The organism is Candidatus Trichorickettsia mobilis (genome assembly GCF_034366785.1).
GTDB classification, from domain to species: Bacteria; Pseudomonadota; Alphaproteobacteria; order Rickettsiales; family Rickettsiaceae; genus Trichorickettsia; species Trichorickettsia mobilis_A.
The window spans coordinates 415,150-437,580 of sequence record NZ_CP112932.1 but is presented as its reverse complement, the minus strand read 5'-3'; the positions used below and the strand labels follow the sequence as shown (position 1 = coordinate 437,580).

9 protein-coding genes are annotated in these 22,431 nt (G+C 34.9%); all 9 read left to right on the top strand.

Features of this window, described 5'->3' with window-relative positions; all coding sequences use genetic code 11:
• The first annotated feature begins 9 nt into the window (after positions 1-9).
• On the top strand, positions 10-297 hold the full coding sequence (locus Trichorick_RS01900) for a VirB3 family type IV secretion system protein (RefSeq protein ID WP_323738571.1): 288 nt from the start codon (positions 10-12) through the stop codon (positions 295-297).
• 129 nt (positions 298-426) lie between these two features.
• Complete coding sequence (locus Trichorick_RS01895; protein WP_323738849.1) at positions 427-2,838, top strand: VirB4 family type IV secretion/conjugal transfer ATPase; 2,412 nt, start codon at positions 427-429, stop codon at positions 2,836-2,838.
• Positions 2,839-3,414: 576 nt separating this feature from the next.
• Positions 3,415-6,768, top strand: coding sequence for a TrbL/VirB6 family protein (locus Trichorick_RS01890; RefSeq protein WP_323738570.1), 3,354 nt, complete (start codon positions 3,415-3,417; stop codon positions 6,766-6,768).
• A 434-nt stretch (positions 6,769-7,202) separates the two neighbouring features.
• Entirely contained in the window at positions 7,203-9,212 is a 2,010-nt protein-coding gene (locus Trichorick_RS01885) for a TrbL/VirB6 family protein (protein WP_323738569.1), read from the top strand.
• 18 nt (positions 9,213-9,230) lie between these two features.
• On the top strand, positions 9,231-12,380 hold the full coding sequence (locus Trichorick_RS01880) for a TrbL/VirB6 family protein (RefSeq protein WP_323738568.1): 3,150 nt from the start codon (positions 9,231-9,233) through the stop codon (positions 12,378-12,380).
• A gap of 251 nt (positions 12,381-12,631) precedes the next feature.
• A complete protein-coding gene (locus tag Trichorick_RS01875) occupies positions 12,632-15,325 on the top strand; it encodes a TrbL/VirB6 family protein (protein WP_323738567.1) in 2,694 nt (897 codons plus the stop codon).
• Positions 15,315-18,941, top strand: a complete 3,627-nt coding sequence (locus tag Trichorick_RS01870) for a type IV secretion system protein (RefSeq protein ID WP_323738566.1) — start codon at positions 15,315-15,317, stop codon at positions 18,939-18,941. Before Trichorick_RS01875 ends, Trichorick_RS01870 begins: the two co-directional genes overlap by 11 nt.
• Before the next feature lie 324 nt (positions 18,942-19,265).
• Positions 19,266-20,609, top strand: coding sequence for an exodeoxyribonuclease VII large subunit (gene xseA / locus Trichorick_RS01865; RefSeq protein WP_323738565.1), 1,344 nt, complete (start codon positions 19,266-19,268; stop codon positions 20,607-20,609).
• Between the two features lie 240 nt (positions 20,610-20,849).
• Positions 20,850-22,427 carry a TRIC cation channel family protein gene (locus Trichorick_RS01860; protein WP_323738564.1) on the top strand — a complete coding sequence of 526 codons (1,578 nt, stop codon included), beginning with the start codon at positions 20,850-20,852 and terminating at the stop codon, positions 22,425-22,427.
• Positions 22,428-22,431 lie beyond the last annotated feature (4 nt).

The following is a 22,431-nucleotide window of genomic DNA, read 5'->3' as shown; positions in this document are numbered from 1 at the left end:
AAGGTAGAGATGTCTGGACAATTAGTATCAGATCCATTGTTTGTAGGATTAACTAGACCTACAATGATATTTGGTGTCAGTATCCAATTTGCGATGTTGAATATGATGATTTCAGTTGGAGCATTTATTCAAACTTCTGGTATAGGTATTATTTTTATTGCTGGTGCAGTTCATTTGGTAGGGTATTTATTGTGTTTTAAAGAACCAAGATTTATGGAGCTTTACTTAAATAAAGGTAGTAAATGTAATCAATGCCCTAATAAATCTTTTTATGGCGCAAATTCATATAGTATTTGAGATTGAGATATTTGTCTTGGAATAGCTGGGGTTTTTGATATGAGAAAAATAATTATGTCAGCTCAACATAGTTCATAAAATTTATAGGCTACGGAAGTCAGCATTTTTGTTAAATGGTATTTTTTAGTGATTAAATTATTTAAAACTACTGCCGCAAAAGAATCTAAAGCACGTCGAGAAAAGCCAGTGTCGCATTTTATTCCTTATAAGTGCCATTGGGATAGTAATACTATTTTGACTAAGAAAAATGAATTACTTCAGGTGATAAAGGTTAGTGGTTTTTCATTTGAGACTGCTGATGATGATGATTTAGATATCAGAAAAAATATGAGAAATTCATTACTAAAGACAATGGCCTCAGGTAATATTATTCTATATTTTCATACGGTTAGGAGACGAAAACCAGTAGTAAGTAAACAGCATTATAGTATTGATCCTACTATAAAAGTACCAAACGATTTTATTACATATTTATCTAATGAATGGAGAAAGAAACACTCCGGTGCTGCTTCGTTTTTTAACGAATTATATATTAGTATTTTATATAAGCCAGATACAGCTGGTGCTGCTATAGTAGAGCATTTGTTAAAAAAGTTACAACAGAGTTCCAATAAATCAGCTTGGGAAAGTGATATGAGGGAGATGAAAGAAAGTCTCCAAGAAATGAGTACAAGAGTTTTAAATACGTTTAGAGATTACGATGCAAAATTACTGGGGGTTGAAAAATCTAATAGTGGTTATAATTGTGAAATTTTAGGCTTTTTGGGGACTTTAGTAAATTGTGGTCAATCAATGCCAATGATTGTTCCACGAGGACAAATTGACCAATATATACCAACTCACAGGTTATTTTTTGGATCTCGTTCAATTGAAGCGCGAGGAGCAAGTGGACGAAAATATGCTGGTATAGTCAGTATATTGGAATATGGTCCTAGTACTTCAGCTGGGATGTTTGATGGTTTTTTGCAAATGCCTTTTGAATTTATTATGACTCAAAGTTTTGTATTTTCTAACAGAACTGTAGCAATTAATGCGATGACATTGCAACAAAATCGAATGATTCAGGCTCAAGATAAAGCAGTATCTCAAATTGCCGAGATCTCACAAGCGCTTGATATGGCTATGAGTGGAGATATTGGTTTCGGTGAACATCATTTTTCTGTTCTATGTATAGATGATAATTTGAAAGCCTTAGAAAATGCATTATCTATGGCATCAGTAGAATTATCTAACTGTGGCTTACAACCAGTACGTGAAAAAGTAAATGTCGAGCCTAGCTATTGGGGGCAGCTGCCTGGTAATATAGATTATATAATTAGAAAATCTACTATCAATACACTTAATATGTCAGGGTTTGCCTCGATGCATAATTACCCGATTGGTAAAATGTCTGGTAATCATTGGGGAGAACATGTAACTATTCTTGACACTACTTCTGGCACCCCTTTTTATTTTAATTTTCATGTGAGAGATGTTGGTCATACCTTGATTATTGGTCCTACTGGAGCTGGTAAAACTGTATTAATGAATTTTCTATGCGCGCAAGCACAGAAATTTAAGCCACGTATGTTCTTTTTTGATAAAGATCGTGGGGCTGAAATTTTTATTCGTGCACTTGCTGGTATTTATACTGTTATAGATCCTGGTAAGCAATGTAATTTTAATCCATTGCAATTGCCGGATAATGGAGAAAATAGGTCATTTTTATTAGATTGGTTAAAAATATTGGTAACCACTAATGGAGAAACTATTTCTGCTGAAGATATTAAATTATTAACTCAAGCGTTAGACGGCAATTATCGATTAAACAGAAAAGATCGAAGATTGCGCAATATAGTTCCTTTTTTAGGTATTGATGGACCAGGTACTTTAGCCGGTAGAATTGCTATGTGGCACAGCAAGGGGTCGCATGCAAAAATATTTGATAATGAGGAAGATAATATTGATTTAGCTAAAGCTAGAGTTTTTGGTTTTGAAATGGCTGAATTATTGAAAGATACTATCAGTTTATCGCCAGTATTATTGTATGTGTTTCATCGTATTAATATTTCTCTGGATGGTTTCCCAACAATGATAGTACTTGATGAAGCGTGGGCATTAATTGATAACCCGGTATTTGCTCCAAAAATCAAAGATTGGTTGAAGGTTTTGAGAAAATTAAATACTTTTGTTATTTTTGCTACGCAGAGTGTGGAAGATGCTGCAAAAAGTAGAATAAGTGATACTTTAATACAACAAACGGCAACTCAAATATTTTTACCTAATCTTAAAGCAACGGATGTGTATCGTAGTGCTTTTATGTTAAGCCAAAGAGAATATATTTTAATTAAAACTACCGATCCTGCATCTCGGTATTTTTTAATAAAACAAGGAATAAGTGCTGTAGTGGCTAAGGTTAATTTAAGTGGTATGACTAATATAGTTAATGTACTATCAGGTAGGGCAGAAACAGTATTATTGCTCGATCGAGTTCGAGCAGAGTATGGGGAAAATCCAGAAAAATGGTTGCCAATATTCTATGAAGAAGTAAAAGCAATATGATATAGTGAACGTTTACGGTTTACAGTTTTTAGGAAAAATTGTCTTGCTTGAGATGTTGTTAAAAATCCAAGCAATTGTAAGATAGAAACATAATCCAGTCAGTGGTGAATAATAAGCTAGTGTGTAATAATTTTGAATTTTAAATAGTTATCCCGGTTATCCCGGAAGTCGTCCCGAGCTTGTGTGCTCGAGATGGTTCGGGTGACTATATTAATAACAAAATAGAATACTCACGCTAATTTGACTGATTGCTTCGCTTATCGAAGCAATGACAGCTAGTTGAGCTCTTGTTCACGCTGTCATTGTGAGACCATTTACGGCTGAAGCAATCCAGTTATAGTACTTTAATTTCCTTAATTTGGCGCGTATGGTTCAATGAACTGTGTCAATTAAAGTAAGATTCGTCTTGCTTAAGGCGCAAAGCCTGAAGCAAATCATAGTGGATTATAAGGTGTCATGACAATACGTGATATAATAGATCTCTTGTATAAACTGATTTTGTCGTTAAATAAGTGTTCCTTGTTATATATACTAGGGTGCTTAAGCCAGTTTTTTATAAGAATCTCTCATTTATTTATGAGTTATGCAAGAGGTCTAGTTCAACTTGTATATTCCGGCTTATCTAGAATTGTGTCAGTATTGCTAATAATTGCTGTAGTCAATTTTAGTAATGTACAAAAAGCAGATGCAAAAGATATTATGGATTCAATTATTGATGTTCTTACAGGTCTTACCTGTGAGACTCAAGGTGTTGGAGATTTGCTGCGTTCGGAATTCTCACATACTTGTATTCCAGCTTCATTTTTTTCTTTTATGGTGGCTAATATTTTGTCGCCTGGTCTTTATGCTAATTCAGTCTTACGTTTGAAAATAAATGATCAAGAGATGTTCCCTGGAGCTTGTGAGCGTCCAAATCGAATAGACCCAAGACTTTCAAGAGATTCAACTGATACAAGCAAACCTCTTGATCCAAACACTAAGCTAAAATTAAGTTTTGCAGTATGTAGTAATACTAAGTTAGCTGTAGTTCGTGTGAAAGCGGTAGCAAAATCTGCAATCGCTATTGCTTCATCAATGTTTACTGGCAAAAGCCCGTGGGACGATATCAAAAAATCATGGGACTTTCCAAAAGAGGATTATCATGAGATGTTTAGAAGTACAGAGGAAGGTGATTCAGGTAACATGATTGACATCGGGTTAGTACCTTGGTTTCCATGGAAAGTGATAAGAGAGAATGATAGATTATGTGTTGCAACTATGGCATTTAGTGGTTGGATACCAGTAGGATGTAAATATATAAAAGAACCATATCCTCAATCTATTTATGCAAGCTTTATGGATTTAAATCAATCCGGCTCTTTGTATTCTGCTGAAGATGATATGGCGTTAATGAAATGTAGTAATACCGGTGGGTGTTACCAAAGAGCTTATAATAATTCTAGGACTGCTGTAATTATCTCCGGTCCATTAATAGAATGTATACGAGAAATGGCTACTCGTTTGCTAGCAAGTAGTGACGTTTGTACTTTTGACGATATTAATTCGGTAGTAAATTCATCTAAGCGGGAAACTAGTTCATTTTTTAAGTTTCAACAAAACATGCATAAAACTGTTACTGCTTTTTTAACCATATATGTGATTTTTTTTGGGTTTAAAATTTTATTAACAGGGAATGTGCCGCCAAAAGCGGAATTTGTTAATTTTGTCGTAAAAGTTATTTTTGTAACGTATTTTTCAGTAGGAATTAATATCCAACCTTATAGTAATTCAGACTACGGTAAGTTGGATGGGATGATTCAGTGGGCATTCCCATTTTTACTTGGTGGGATGAATCAAATGGCGAGTTGGATCATGAATGCTTCTCCGTCTGAATTATGCAAGTTTGACATGAGTTATGCAAAAGGTCTTGAGCATCTTGCTTTGTGGGATGCTTTAGATTGTAGAGTAAGTCATTATTTAGGACTAGATTTTATCCAAACTATGATAGTAGAGAATCAAGCTCGTAATCATGATTTTGTAAATTTTGATTTCTTTAGTTTTTCGGTGCCACCATATTATTATCTACTAATTCCAGCAGTAATAACTGGGAACATGACTTTAGTATCTCTTGCTTTAATGTACCCATTATTAGTGATTTCAGTTGGTGCTTATATGGTTAATGCCACTGTGATTTGTATGATTTCAATAGTAATTCTTGGTGTGTTGGCACCATTATTTGTACCGATGTTGTTATTTCAATATACTAGAGGTTATTTTGATGGTTGGGTAAAGCTAATGATATCATTTATGTTGCAACCTATGGTAGTAACAACTTTTATGGTTACGATGTTTTCAGTCTATGATTTTGGCTTTTATGGAAGTTGTCGATATGATTCAAAAGACTTAAAGAGTGATCAGCGACAAACAAGGATATTTTACGTTAGTAACAATTGGGCTAGTTATGATGGAGGTGAAGATGGTGATGAAGCTAAGGGATGCAAAAACAGCTTAGGATTTATGTTAAATAATCCTATAGCCGCTATGTACGATTTTGGTAAATCGTCGGTCAAAGAAATGGCAAAACCACAAAGTAGCACTGATGATTTTATGGCAAAATTTCAATTTTTAAGTGCAATTACTTTTTCGCCAGCAATGTTTTTTATTTCACCTAAGGTACTATTTGAAAAGATCAAAGATTTAGTACTGGCATTAATTACGGCTTGTTTTACTTTGTACTTGATGTACCACTTTAGCGCACAATTGTCGGAATTTGCTGCGGATATGACTGAGGGAGTTTCTCTTAGCGCGGTTGCCATAAAACCACAAGCGATATTTAAAGCTGGTATGAAGGCTCTTAGTGCTGCTGGTGGAGCAATGAAAGGTGTCGGCGGTGCTGGGAAAGCTGGTGCTGGCAGAGCCGGTGATAAGATTGGTGGTAATGTTGGTGGCGGCGAAGGTGCTGGGGATAAGATTGGTGGTAATGTTGGCGGCGGTGGTGGCGCTGGAGATAAGATTGGTGGTAATGTTGGTGATGGTGGCGGTAGTAGCAACAGTTCGTCTGGTGGCAACGGTAGCACAAATAAGAAAGTTGACGGTGAAACTGAAGGTGGTTCTGGAGTAGGAGGAAGTAGCGGTGCTGGGTTTCAAAATGCTAATAGATCATCAGGAGGTGAGATTCAACAACAAAATATTTCTGTTGCTGATACTGGGCCAATGAGGAAGCTAGAGACGCCTGAAGTTAGAGAAAATCTAGAGAAATTCTTTAGCGATCGTAATATTGACACCAATAATCTAACTGGCTTTTCTAAAGCAGAGTTTTCAAGATATGTGGCTTTTTCCAGTGAAGAGAAAAAATTTGCCAAGGTAAAGTCAGTATACGAAGCGATGCTAAGAAATACTATGAATAATGATAAAATGAATGGACATCAGGAAGCTTATGCTAAGAATATTGAATCAATGTTTTCTGGAACGCAAAAGGCAGAAATTGCTAAAATTAATGCTAGTGTCTTAAGTGAATTAAAGCCGGAACAAAAACGAGGTGGAGGTGTGGTAAAACCACAAACTGGACAAGATGTTAAATCTACCAAGCAACCTACTCAAAATAGCTCTCAGGATATGAACAGTAATGTTAATATAGGTGGTGGTGCTATGGAATTATTTGGTTCTGTACAAAGAACCGAAGGGAGTATCGATGAGAAACTAAAACAATTCAGTAATTTAAATGATACTAATAACGCCGACAGTGTTGATAAAAAGAGTTCATCAGTGCCTGAAAAAGAAGTGCCAACTAGAGATGATACATCATCAACAAAAAACACTATAGACAGAGATACTACTACAGAAAGTAAAGCACCAAAATCCCAGGAAAATCAGGATAGGGAGGAGAAAGAGGATTTAAATCAACCGAAAGAATCAAATATAAATCAGGGTGAAGGTGGTGATAAAACATAAGGTTAGTTACTCAATACCATCTCTGCAATGCAAGATCATTTCTGCATCCACTATCCTTGCGTCTACTATCTTTTTTGCGCCTGCTGTCATTCTAGACAAGCGATGTCATCCCGAACCATGCCCTGAACTTGTTTCACGGGTTGTTTCGGGATCTCATAAAGTCTTAGCAAGATCCCGAAACAAGTTCGGGATGACATCGTGTATTCGGGATGACATCGTGTATTCGGGATGACAATGTATGTTCCAGTGACAATGTATGTTCCAGTGACATCGTGTGTTCTGGTGATAACAGGTGCGATGGTGGCAATAGGTGCGGGGATAGCGGTTGGTGCGAGGATGGTAGTGGGTACAAGAGTAATATTTTGTGTGGGTTTATTACTAAGCTTTTTTGTTGGTTGCTAAGTCATATAAAATTTTTGTTGCCAATAGCTGTCATGTTAATGCTGTCTTGTGAGGTTTTTGCTAATTTTGGTGATTCATGTACGACAATTCCTACCTCTAATATTGATAATGATCTACGTACTAATACTGCGTATGGGCACTTAATTGGTAATATTGATATGACTACATATGTAAGTAATGCATGTGATATTAATAATGCTGATTTTACATTTTGTTTAAAGAATGCTCCAGGTGCGACGCCAATTTGTAATCCTATTACTATGAAAATTGGTGACTCTAAAACGCTTGGTAATATTAGTACTAATCCAGAATTGGGGGGTAGCCCTTTATTAAGAGATCTAACACTGACCGTTCAACAACTGGATACAATAATATGTTTAACTATGCCTACCTCGCGTGGCAGTTTATCTGTAGCTTGTAAAGGAACAAAACTTCCACCACCCCCACCACCTGCCGATGATAATACTTGTAAAACTGTGGGGCAATCATGTTATGGTTCTTCTAAGAGCCAATCGTTATTTAATTTTTCTGGAGTGGCAGTAAGTTGTTTAAAAGAAACGTTAGATAAGGTGTTTTTTCAATATAACACTTGTAGACCAGGAACTGAAGTAACTTTAACTTCGCTTAGTCCATTTGCAACTTTTCAAGAAGCTCTAAAAACATCTATTCGTGCAGCTTTGATTATATATGTGATATTCTATGGTTTTAAAGTGGTATTAAATCATGAATATGCCAATTTAGATAAAGTAGCAATGTTTATATTGAAATTTTTATTTATTAGTTATTTTGCAGTAGGGCTTGGTCCAGCATTTTTTAAAGAAGGTAAATTAACTACTAATAATGGGATGGTAGAGTTCGCTTTACCATTTTTAGCCAGTGCTACTTCTGATTTTGCTTATATAGTTTTTAGTAGCGGTGGTTCAAAAGGTTTGTGTGAATTTGATCAATCAAAATATGAGAAAGGTTATAAGTATTTTGCGTTATGGGATGCTATAGATTGTCGAATAGGTTATTATCTTGGGATGCAATTATTATATAATATGTCTTCGGTTTTAGATTCTTTATCAGGTTCTAATTCATCGTCAGGTGACTCTGGAAATGCAATACAGCTAGGGTCTGCTGGTAAAGATGGAACAAAAGCTTTAAAAACAGTGGGTGGTTTGACCTTTTTTGCAGTAATGTTTGGTTTCTTTATGGCTGGTAACATTATTATTGTCATTTGTGGTTTAGTATTTGTCATTATATTTTCTTCTATCATGTTACAATTTATTACTAGTTATCTAGTATGTTTAATTACGTTATATGTTATGGCTTATATTTCGCCGATATTTATTACCATGGCTTTATTTGAAAGAACTAAGAGTTATTTTGATTCATGGTTGAAAGTAACCTTGTCTTGCGCGTTGCAACCAGCAGTATTGGCAGGGTTTGTAGCATTGCTACTTACAATGTATGATTCAGCTATATATAAAAATTGTCAATTTAAACGTCATGATTATAAAGTAAGTGATGTTAATTTTAGTACTTTTGAGTTAAGAGAACCGGCGGGCAATCCTACTGAATGTAGAGATAGTGCTGGATATAAATTACTCAAATATTACATTGGTCAGGGATGGGAAAAGTATAATGTCATATTATTTCCAATTTATTCAGTTAGAGATATTTTTGGATTAATGGTGAATATGATTTATGTATTTGTATTTACCTATATTTTTTACCATTTCTCAAAATCGTTTAGTCAGTTTGCTGCTGATATTACCGGCGGACCGATTATGGACTCAGTAACTGCAAGCCCACAGAAAGTAGTAGATACAGCAATTAAGGCAGCCAATTTTATTAAAAATGCAGTGAAAGCTTCGCAGGGAGACCCACAAGCTGCCAAAGAATTAGCTGAATCAGTAAAAAAAGACGATAAAAAAGAAGGCGGAGGTGAAGGCGGAGGTGAAGGTGATGGCGCTGAAGAAGCGTCGGATAAAATTGGCGGTGGTGAAGGTGGTATGAGCGGCGGCAGTGGCGGCGGTGGCGGCGGTGGCGGAGCTTAAAAATTTAGAAGTTAAATTATGAATCAAGGTTTATTAAAAGTTTTAGCTGGTGCCGCAATTATTGCCTTAATTGTATGCTTAATTATGGCAATTCTTGCAACTATAGGTGGTGTTAAAATTACCGATGGTTGTTTTCAAAGATATTCTATGGATGGTCAAAAGAAAGTTAGTGCAGATAGTATTACTAATACCATAACTTTACGGGCGGATAGTAACTACACTTCAACCAGTAGCACTGATTCTAATGGTAAAGCAATAATCTCTAAGGATCCACTACATTACGGCGAATGGTTAAATAGTAATTTAGCGGTCTCATCTGGACAAATTATTAAGTTAAGAGTTAAGGGAGAAGTCTCCCTTTGTAAAGCATATTTACCAAAGAATAATTTGGGTTCATCCAGCAATCTAGATAAAAATAATCAAAAAATAGCAATACCACGAGTTGAAGATGAAGAAGCAACGCCGTTAATTTTTAGTGCAACCCTTGGTGAATGGCGAAATATCACTGAAATGTATAGAAATGATCGTATACGAGTGACTTTAGGTAAAGATGGAGATACTACGGCAACTAATATTTTTACAAAACAGCTTGAATCCACAAGTTGTTCTGATGGTAGTATCAAATACAATCCTATATGTGGTAGATATTCGCCGTATAATGGGGTTAAATATCCGTTAAAATGTACTTTACCGTGTGATGTAAGATATGATTGTGATTGTAAATCAGTGATTTGGGGTAGAAATTCGTGGAGAAGCAATACTATTTGTACTGGTACTGATGGTCCATGTTTTAATCACGGAGAGGTAGGCTCAAGAAGAAATCTGATTACTGTAGATGTGTACCCAAAATTAGAGACAAAAATTGGACCTGCTTCATATTCATCTGACGGTAGTGGTTTTATTGCTAATAAAGATATATTAAATTCTGCTATTTTAGGTATGACTTGCCATGGTCCTAGCGGTCACTGGGAAATTAGCGAGAGTAGTTATGAGTTGCCTAATGGTAACAAAGCTGATGGTCCAGATAGTGACTTAACCCCACCAGATCAAGCGTACTATATTTGCAGAGACTTTCCTGCGAATTTTCCAGCAACATTTTCTAATCCAGCTGACTTATCGCAGCCACCGAAAGCTAAGTTTTGGTGTTCGGCAAGTGATGCTTGTGGAATTTTATATAGGTTTGATGGTAATGAAAGTCCAACTAGTGCTAGCACAGAAGGTAGTAACTACAAAGTAGCAAAGATTATTGATGAGCAAACTCGTACTATCTTTGATAATGTTTATGTGGAAGGAGATAAAGCCTATTTGCAATATCGACTATACGATCGTAGTACAAAGCTTCCTAATGACACCGGTGGTTATGTCTTCTCTATTAAACAAACTAAATGTCGTAGGACTAATGGTATAGGTTTAACTGATCCAGGAGCAACTGATCGTGGCCGGATTCAATATATTATAACAAAATATGGAGATAGCCCAAATCTTGGTCCTAAAGACAATAGTATTAATACTAGTGGCTATAGTGCAGTTACTCAAGCTGATGGAACTATACAAATCATGAATGGTAGTACCAATGCGTTTGGGCCTGATGTAAAGATATATCCTGATGGTACTATTACTGCATATGCAGGTGGAGGTAAGACTATCAACTATTCATGTTTTAGTAATCCCGCTAAACTATATAAAGATTATCCTACTGCAGGACCCATAGCTTGTAGTCTCATTGGAGCTAGCTCTTCTGGCTCATCATCTAGCACTAATTATGGCGTTAATTATACTCCTGAGGGACTTGTAGTTGATGCTGATGGTAATGGAGAAATTAAAGTACCAGACGGTGTTGAAGGTTATTTGTGGATGAGAGTGTACAATAACACAGCAGATTATCCAGAGAGTTTTGGTCAATATACAGTGCAATTTTTTACTTCAAAAGCTACTGGTCAGTTTACGGCACTTATTTTGACTCCTTTATTTGAGAAAATGAAAGATATGATCAAATCTGCGTCGATACAAGTCTTTAAAAACATGACTTGTTATGATGGTGGTGCTACTGAATATTCATCATGTATTAGTTTTTTCACTTATATTAAGGGCATATTAAGCTTGTATATTATGGTATACGGGATGATGTTCTTGTTAGGAATGGTTCAGATTAGTCAGTTAGATTTAGTAACGCGGGTGATTAAGATCGGTTTTGTGTCAGGATTAATGAGTCATAAAACCTTTGATTTTTTTAATAATTATGTATTTGATTTTGTTACAGGATTCTCTGATTCAATAATTTCAAATATGAGTGGATTTAGTATGTTTTCCACTAGTGATAAGATAACAAATCCATTTATGTTTATGGATGCATTGATGAGTAAGATATTTTTTACTCAAACCTTTTTTGCTCAATTACTGGCGTTAATTGGTATGGGTATTAGCGGAATGTTATATTTTATCATTGTAGTTATTGCATTAGCCATTTTAATTATCACGACTTTTAGAGCGATTGCTATTTATATAATGGCGTTTTTATCGGTAGCGGTATTAATAGGTCTTGCGCCACTATTCCTTACTTTTATGTTATTTGATTTTACTAAATACCTATTTGATAACTGGGTTAGATTTACTTTCAGATATATGGTTGAGCCGGTAGTGCTGATGGCTGGGATCATTATTCTTACTCAATTATTTACAATTTATCTGGATTTTGCTGTTGGCTATAGTGTTTGTTGGAAATGTGCTTTGCCAATAAAATTACCATTTCCTAACATCCCTGGTTTTAGCCCGGCTTTTGCGGATGTCGAATTATTTTGTATCAACTGGTTTGCTCCTTGGGGATTTGATCATCGTTCTGGGATGATGGGTATAAATTTGCAGCATATGATAGCGTTGGTTATTATCGCTTATTGTATGTATGGATATGCAGAATTATCAAGCAAGATGGTAGTAAAATTAACTGGTACTGCTGGCCCTTCAGCAACAAGCGCTGGTAATGCAATGTCCGGCTCAATAGAAAATTGGGCGTTAAAGAAAGTTGGGTTAGATAAAGAAAGTAGAGATGGATATAAGCAAGCAGCTGAAGAACGTGGGGCTAAGAGAAAAGGAGCTTTAAGTGAAAATAAAGACGCTGCTGATAAAGCTGAGAGAGCAGCATCATCAAGCAACGTTGGAACAAAAAAATAGCTATGGCAAGTAATAGTAATTTTATCAGGCAGACTATAAAAATCTTAATCCTTAAGGGTTTTGCGTTTGTGCGCGTATTATATATACGTGCACAAACGCTTATCATAAAATCCAACTGTCATTACACAAGCATATGTAACAAATTAAGGAAAAGAGCTTACACCAATCGTCATTGCGAGACCATTTATGGTCTAAGTAATCCAGTTATAGTTACTCGTTTTACTCGATTGTTTCGGGCTTTGCATTTCGCAATGACCAGTTTGCATCGTCACATAAGTGTCCTGAGTTATTTAAATTCATTGCGTCTGAATCTTAGTGAATTTGGTTCTTCTCTTAAGTCTAATATAAGTTTGCTAATTTTATTAGTCACATGCTTATTATTTCCAATAAGAGCTCTTGCGGTTCCTGGTTGGTTATCTACTAGTTTACTTGGGTTAGCAAGCTTATTTTCAAAGTGCTTAGAAGTTCCTGAGGTTAGCAATTTTCATTATGGTTCTAAAATTCTTAACTTATCACAGTCTGGAATATGGGTGCCCACCGGCAGTCAAGTTGAGAATGGTAAAATGATAAAATTTGATTGGAGTACTAAGGGAGTAGAGACGCGTCCACGGAAATATAAAGTTATGTATCGCATAGATCCTAGATTCAGTCAGCCGCAGGTATTTATTCAAACTTACGATTATCAATCAGGTCAATATGTTTCTGATTTTCACCAGTTTAAAAATGGCCAATTAGACAAATATCAAAATAAACCAGAGATGTTGTTTCAACAAAGAACAACTGATTACAGCGATTATTTTAATTTTAACGGTAGACCAAGGATTCCTGTATATGCTGGTGATGTAGTGAATATAACTCTTATTGATAAGGGAGGGTATTTTACTAATTCTGATAAATTCACTAGCGAGTTTGATGATCCAGGAGAGTATTTATCAATAGCATATACAGTTAGTGCTGGTATGGATAATAAGATTATTTATGCTCCGGCAGGTGTGTGGTGCAAATTTTTAGGTACTGGCAATAGTTCAGTGATATGTAATAATGGAACTTATAAGAATAGTGGTAATATATATAATGTATTGATGGGTAGGCCTTATGAATCACCGTTAAGTAATCTTCAAGATTCTTGTGCTTTAGGAACAGATTTTAATAATACGCAATCTCTATGTTTTTATGATAAAGGGCGTGGAATGGGCATTAAGATTGGAGGACAGGTAGTAAAACAAGAGCAAGATATTTTTGTGCATTCCAGTTTCAATAATAAAGATTTTATCTATTATCGCTCTAAAACCTCTAGTGATTTAACCTTTACCTCATGGCCAATCTCCAATATGTTTACCAAGGCTTCACAATTGATGAGTGGTTGGAAAACGTATTCGCAAGAATCAAATTTAAAATCTGATCTTATTAATCAATCAATAACAGACCTATCGGCAAAATTTTTACATTTTGGCCGATATACCATGCAGATTGAAATAGGTAATGGTGATCAGAGTGTGAGTTTTGAAGAACAAGCAGCTATAAAAGTTGAATATGGTATCTCTTCTTCTTTATCTGCCCCAAGTAGTGGTTCAGGAGTCAGTCAAACCACTAGAGCTGATGCTGGACAAGCAGGTTATTTATGGTTGCGAGTTATTAATCCTAATTCGCAAGTGCAAGGTGCAATTACTGTCAATTTTGCAAATTATACTGGAACAAAATGGTTCTCAGATATTGTATATAAAAAAGCTATTACTCCTTTACGCGAAAAATTTAATAAATTGACTAAACAATTTTATAGCAAATTGGTTACTAATGCTACTTTGCAACGTATTGCTAGGTTAATGCTTATTTTATATATACTTTTATACGGGTTATTCTTTTTGGCTGGAGCTACTAAAATTACAGTCACAGATATAGTAATGAGGGTAATTAAAATCAGTATTATAGTTATATTATTTGGTGAAAATAGTTGGAACTTTTTTAATGATAATCTGTTTAACATGTTTGTATATGGTAGTGATTATCTGATGGCCAATGTTGTGGATATATCAAGTTCAGTTGGAAATATTTTTGGGTTTATTGATCCAATCTTTGATAAATATACAGATGGTAGAATTTGGGGATTATTATTGATCCAATTATTACAAATTCATAATGGTCTAACATTTTTTGCCATTATGACTATTTACTCAATCTTATTATATTTTAGAGCTGTGCTTGAGGTAATAATCAACTATTGTTTGGCATTTGTAGGGTTGGCAGTAATGATTTCATTAGCGCCATTTTTCATTACTTTTGTGTTGTTTGAGCAAACTAAAAGCTTATTCAATAACTGGATGTCTACTTTATTTAGTTATATGATTCAACCAACAATATTATTAATATTTTTCTTGCTGATAGATCAGATTATATCAACTCAGTTAGCTAGCGCAGTTACCAAAGCTTGTTGGGGTTGGTTGATTCCGATTGAAATTGGCCTTGACCTTAATCATCTAGGGATTCCATTAAGTTTTTCATTTAAGCTACCTTTCTTGGAAGGTATTCCATTCTTTATTACTGAGGTAGCAACGCCTAGTAATATAAATGATGTGATTAGTAGTAGTGGTTCATTTATGAAATTAGTAACGTCTTCATTATTGTTTTATTCATATTGTTTAATGTCATATGGATTAGTTGAATATGTTACACTTGTGGTCTCGCAGCTTACTAATGTAATGCCAGCACGGCAGGAAGGAAATGTACAGGCAGCAGGTACTGCTAATCAGTCAGTAATGGATGATCTAACAAAAGTTGCAAGCCCGGTTACTAATACTGTTAAGCGAGCAGCTGCAGTATTCAAAGATAAAGTAATTGATCAAAATTATAGTGCGCGAGAAGATGGTAAGTCTAAAAATTATTCTGACAAACTTCAATCAAGAGATGAAAAGGGTTCAGGCAAAGGTAGTGGTAAAGATGAAAATTAATCAAATCTTTTCTATTTTATTTTGTATACTGTGCTTGTCTGCTTGTACAGGAGATCGTTGCATTGATTCCGATGATTTTGGTTTTCAAAAATTTACTGTTTCTTCCAGGTATAAACCGGAAGAATTAAGTTCACAGGTGCAAGGTAATCAGGTAGCTCCTTGGGTTAATAGTGGTTATCGAGTAAATGGCCGCCCTTTAACTATGATTGTTAAAACATGGAAATATGGAGAAGATAAGAATCGTGCTTCAGAATTATCTGCTTGGGGTCCATGGTATGGTATGGACACTAATTTTAATACTTTATCAAAATTTTGTGAAAGGCTGCAGGAATGTACTTTTATTGATGGGAAAATGTGCACCAGCACTAAGGATGCTAGAATTGGCAATGCACCTTGTTTATTTAAAAACGGAGTTGGTCTTTATGCTTTAATTGCTAGGAGAGGTACTGACCCTAATCTCTCTTTTGCTTCTCAACGTTCTCCAGAAGGTATTACTTTTCATCTAGGAGAACCTACTTCAGGTTATGGTCTTTATGATGTGAGTCAGACTGGTAAAACTAGAAAAGCTGGTGGCATTGTCTATAAATACCAAGGGTCAGGAAATCAAAAACAGGAATATGCGGATAGTCAGTTATTTTTTAAGATTTTAGATAAATTTTACGATGATAATAATGGGCAGTATAGGGTAGTAATAAAATCTGGTATAAGTGATAATAGGCCTGATCCTATCCAATTTTTAACTCTATTGGTAAAAAATAATTTATTTGGTACTAGCGGTACTAGTTATGGATTAGATCGTAAGAGTTATTCAGATATTAGTAAGTCTCTCAAGCAAAACGATCCTACGCTTAATGTATACGATAATGGTAATAAAAAAGAATATGGTCTAATTAGAAACATCTATCTAAACATTATTAAGAATCCTGGATATCGTTTAGCTGTAGCAGCTATGTTATCTTTATATATTATGTTTACAGCTTTATCATTTTTAGCCGGTAATATCAATATTACCCATACAGAGCTAATAGTTAGGGTAGTGAAATTTAGTATTGTTTCAGCGTTGTTAAGTGCGGAATATGGTTGGTCGTTTTTTAATAATTATTTATTCGTCTATTTTGTTGGTGGAGTAGAACAAATATTACAGATTATTCAGGAAGCTGGTGCAAGCGGACCTGGATCATCAAGTTTGATAGGGTTGATGACTGCTCCTCAGACTATGGCTAAATTATGGTCTTTACTTTTTATTGATTGGCGTGGTTTTATTTACATTATATTATTCTTAATAGCATTATATTTCGTAATTATGATGATGTTTGAGGCGGCGGTAATTTATCTGACTGCGTTAATAGCTATTGGAATGATTATTACTATGGGGCCTATTTTTATATGCTTTCTGTTATTTCAAGTTACTCGTTCATTATTTGAAAATTGGCTAAAACAATTAATATCATACGCGTTGCAACCAATAATATTATTTACCGGTCTTGCGTTTATTTCAATGATAATTAGAGCAGAATTATATTCTTCTTTGGGATTTAGAGTATGTAAGTATGATTTTCCAAATTTGGGACCCATAGGAGATTTATTTGGTAGTTTCACTGAAAGTTTGGATCTTAGTATTGGGAATTCGATATTTTATTGGTGGTTTCCAGAACCAGGAGAATGGCCGAGTCCTCGTCCTGATCAAGTGCCAATTCCAGTGCCGCAGGATTATGAAAAGGATGATGGCACATTTTGTGAAGCTTACGCTTGTGTTGAAAAGAGATATGTAGATTTACCATTCCTTGATCCTATTAAGGATGAGGATAGAATTAGTAACTTTTTTCAAGGGAATTTTGTTCAATTTGATGGTTTGTTACTAATTTTTGTGGCGGTGTATTTATTACAGAAATTTAACGGCATTAGTGTATCAGTAGCAAAATTCTTGTCTAATACTTCCGGAAATTTAACAAATGTGCAGAGTGTTGGGCATGAGAGTGCTAAAGGGGTAGGTGAAATGGTTAAATCTACCGGTAAATTTGTTGGTGATAAGGTTGAAGGAGCTTTAAGGAAGATACCTGCGGTAAATAAAGCCTTTGATACGGCTTCTAAGGCGGCAAAAGCAGTAAAAGGAATACCAGATATGGCTTCTAATGCTGCTGCTGGTTGGTATGAAAATAAGCAAAAGGCTAGGTTGGCGAACAAAGCTCTTGATCCAAAATCTGCTAATGCGGCAGTGTTAGCGGAGGTGAAAAAAACTACTGGTATGGAACAGAAGGATGTAGTTGCATTTGCAGATGCACCACAAAAGTATAAAGAAGCCTTACAAAAACAAATGACTGAAATTAACAATGGTCTTACAGAAGGTAAGCTAAGTAAGGAAGCTTTAGATGAAAAGATTAAAACTTTAGCGAACAAAAGCTTTAATGATGTTAATAATGATGTTGCGGGATTAAAGTTTAAAGGCAAGAAATATAATGAGTTAAACCAAGATCAAAAAGCCGAGGTAGATAAATTGTTAAAACCCGAGAAGGGTGAGTCATTAAGAACTTTGTCTGCTAATGCTAAGGCGACTGAAGATTTCAAAAAAGCATATGTTAATGCACACCAAGAAATGTCAAAGCGTGGAGTGGGCCTTATTGGTAAGCGATTTTCTGCGCTACGTAGTATGCAAGAACTTAATAATCGTATAGAGGAGCGTGAAAAATTAAAAACTGCCAAGCGTCGCAGTATCGGAGAAAAATTATATTCAGGGTATGAAGGGTTAAAGAGAGATGCTATGGCTGCGGTTGTAGGTAAAGATAGAGTTGGAGAAGTAGGAGCGGTATGGCATGATTTTGATTTAAATGATCCTAGACTTAGAACTTATAATGAATCTTTGCGAGATCAGGAACGAGAAACGGAATATAAAGAACTTAAGATGCAGTTAGATAAGGCAACAATAAGTGCTGGAGATGATGTTCTGCGCCCAGAATATTTAGCAAAACTTGAGGCTTCTGGTAATACCGAGTTGTTAAATCATTATCAGGAATTATCCAGGAAAAAACTTGAATATGATGTTCGTAATAAATTAGCAGAAGAAGGTCAGAATGGAGAGAGCCCGGTGTTAATGGGCGAGAAATTTATGCGTGAAAAAGCTACAGATTCTCAATCACGAGATATGATTAATAGAGCTTACGAAATTCGCCAGGAATTAATAGATAATGATCGATATATACGTAAAGAGGATTATTATGAGGCAATGAATGAAAAGGCTGCGGAGAGTATTCAGAAAGTATATCAGGAAAAATATGATTTATTAAAAGATCATTACAAGCGAGATGATATTAAACCAGAAGAATTACCAATGTTACTAGAAAAATATTATAATCAAGATATTACTGTAGATGTACATAAAGCTAAAAAAGAAGTAGAAGATTTGAAAAAAACAGTTAATGAGTTTAGCTATAGTAATCAAATTCTTGAGAAGATTGAAGAACGTAAAGCTCAAATCGCAGAAGAAATTACTAAACATGTAGATGGAATTAACCAGCAACGTAAAGAAAGTAATATGCCTGAATATAAACCTAAGAATGCTGAGGAAGAAATACCTACGACTAGAAAACTTAGGAGTATAGATGATTGGCGTAAAAAATAAAATTTGTTATTAATTATCCTCTGAGAGGGGCTCACCAAATCGTACACGTCAAGTTAAGATAAGTGAGATCAATATACCTTTTTTACAAACTCAGCGAAGAGAGAGGTATAATATAAACCAAGCCGTCATTGCAAGGCATCGCCTGAAGCAATCCAGTCTTTTTATCATTTTCTGGATTGCCATGCCGTCTAACGACGGCTCGCAATGAAGAAGTTTTGTCTGAAACAATCCAGAAAAAACTCATATGATAACTGGATTGCTTCAGGTAAAGCCCTTATCTCAGATCAAGCAATTCTTATTTAATTGATATATTTAAGATAGACCATGTTAGCCAATAGTTTAACAAATTCTCAATCCTTAAAAGAATTTTCAGTAAATGAGATCTCAAATATCATTAAGGAATTGCTAGAACTTAATCTGGGCGTAGTTAGAATTAGAGGAGAAATCTCTGGGCTAAAAATTGCTAGTTCTGGTCATGCTTATTTTAATTTAAAAGATCATTTAGCTGTTCTTGGTTGTACTTGCTGGCGTCCAACTTTAGCAAAACTCAAAGTGCCGCTTGCAGACGGTATGGAAGTTATTGCTACAGGAAAAGTTACTGCATATGCAGGGCAATCACGTTATCAATTATCTGTAGAAAAAATTGACGCTGCTGGTGATGGTTTATGGATGCAGATTTTAACGCAGCGTCAGGAAAAGTTGGCAAAAGAAGGATTGTTTGCTATAGAAAATAAAAAGCCTTTGCCTTTCATGCCTAAAAGAATAGGAGTTGTTACCTCAATTACTGGAGTAGTCATTAAAGATATTATTCATCGTATTGTTAATCGTTTGCCGACGAGTATTATTATTTGGCCGGTTACTGTACAGGGAGAAAATTCGGCAGCTGAAATTGCATCAGCGATTTCTGGTTTTAATAATTTGGATGATGAGTATAAACCAGATGTAATTATTGTTGCTAGAGGCGGTGGTTCAATTGAAGATTTATGGTCATTTAACGAGGAGATAGTAGTAAGAAGTACAGTTGCTTCCAACATCCCTATCATTTCTGCTGTAGGTCATGAGACTGATTATACGCTTATAGATTTCGCTGCTGATAAGAGAGCTCCTACGCCTACCGCTGCAGCAGAATTTGCTGTACCTGTAGCTACCGACTTACATTATACTTTAAAAATGCACTATAATAGGCTGTTAAATAGTATAACTCAGTTGTTAAAATATCAACAACAGGTTATTGGAAGTTATGTTAAGATACTGCGTTATCCTACATATTATATAGAAACTGGTGCACAAAAAGTTGATGAGTTAGGCTTAAGATTGCTAGAGTCTATGCCAAATTTATTGCAATTCAAGTCCAGTATTGTTACTCAGTTAACTATAAATCGGCTAAATCCGGGGCATTATATTGATTATTGTTCATTACAACTAAATAATTTACATGATAATCTGACGAGATCATTTAATAAAATTTTTGATAATTATAATTATAAACTGCATTTAAATTCCCAATTATTGTCAAGTTTAGATTATAATAATACATTAAGGCGTGGCTTTACTATGATTAAAACTGAGGATGGTAAAATAGTATCATCGCGACAAGAAGCTATTCTTGATAATAAATTTAGTGTTAAATTTCATGACGGAGAGCTCTTGGTGCAAAAACTGCATTAATTGTGCCGAGAACAACAAAAGTATCATCTATTTTATTTACTACATAGTGATTTTGTTTGTTTTGCGTCTGCAATTTCAATAATCTGATTGTTTAGCTATTCTGAACAAGCTTTTGAGATAAACAGCATCTTTAAAAATGTAATTTAGCAAATTTCTATTTAATCATAAACTATGATCAATATTAGACAATTCTTGAAATTTGTGTTTCTTAAACTTCTCGCAGTAGTTGTTTATAAGAGAGTGCTATTATTTAAATACATTAAAATTGTAGTATTGTTTCTCGTTATATTACCGTCCTTTACTATCTTTGCTATTGCAGAGTACTCTGCCGCCGCAAAGCCTCCTGCTACTCTCCAGGATATTAGCTTGGATAAATGTATAGATGCTTCTGATAAACAAGTGTTGACCAACGGTTGGTATTTATGGGAGCCCTATCAGTTTAATCGAATTACCTCCGGTGGTTATACATTGACAGGTATGGATATAGAACTTGGTAAGGCTATAGCAGAGCGGGTGGGTGTCGAGATCAAATATGATCCTATTACCTGGACTAGGCATCAAAGGGAGCTTAAAGAAGGTAAAAGAGACAGGGCTGCTGGCGCAACTTATACTGAAGAAAGATCACAATTCGTATATTTTTCTATACCTTATAGATTTGAAGAAAATTCTTTATTTGTGTTAAAGAGTACAGAAAAGAAATTAGTTTTTTATAATATTTCAGAGTATTTAGCACAGATAAGACTGCAAAATTTTCGTTTGGGAGTAACTAAAAGTTTTATCTATGCTGATGCAAAGATTAATGAATTTATAGCAGATAATGCAAATAGTGATATATTGTTTCAATATGAAAATGATACAGAGTCATTACGAGCATTGTTGCGTGGTGAAATTGATGGATTTATGGCTGATCGAGTTGTTGGTGCAGCTATAATTTTAAACCGTGGTGCTGGAGATAAAGTACGTGAGATCCAGTTAAATATCAAAACACCAATTCATTTCATGTTTAGTAAACAAACTGTACCACTAGAATTAGTTGATCATTTTAATCAGGAAATTCAAAAATTTGTTATCAGTCCTGAATATAAAAATATAGTAAAAAATTATGTATATCCGGTATTATTACTACAAACTATCGATTCACAGTGGTTTTATATGGTAGGTATGATTGGTACTATAGCTTTTGCAATTTCAGGAATTGCAATAGCAGCTAAAGAAAATTTAACTTTATTTGGTACTTTTTTGTTGGCAATGCTGCCATCAGTAGGTGGTGGAATTATGCGTGATGTTATAGTAAATCGAGAAACAGTTGGCATTATTCTGACGCCATCATATATGTATTATATATTGATTGTTGTGGTTATCGGTTTTGCTGCAGTAAGATTACTTAATTATTATAATAATAATTCTGCTGCTGATAGTTTTATACAGAAATTCTGGACTAATTTACTGATAGTATGTGATGCTATGGGACAAGCTGCAATGATAGTAATTGGAGTCTCCGTAGTAATTATGATGAGGATAGAACCGGTTGAGTTATGGGGACCATTTTTTGCTTTCTTGACTTCAAATGGTGGTGGAATTTTAAGAGATTTATTAAGACAGGATAGGATTATTTCTTGTATCTCTGGAGGGTTTAATGCTGAAATAGCTATATTGTGGGGGTTAGTGTTTAGTATATTTTTAGATATGAATGCACATAATCCAAATCCTGATACTATCAGATATATGGTTATTCTTATTGCTAGTGGTGCCTTTATCACTAAACTTGTGGTACATTATTTGAAGGTACCTAATATTAGATTTCATACTGAGAGCTGATACT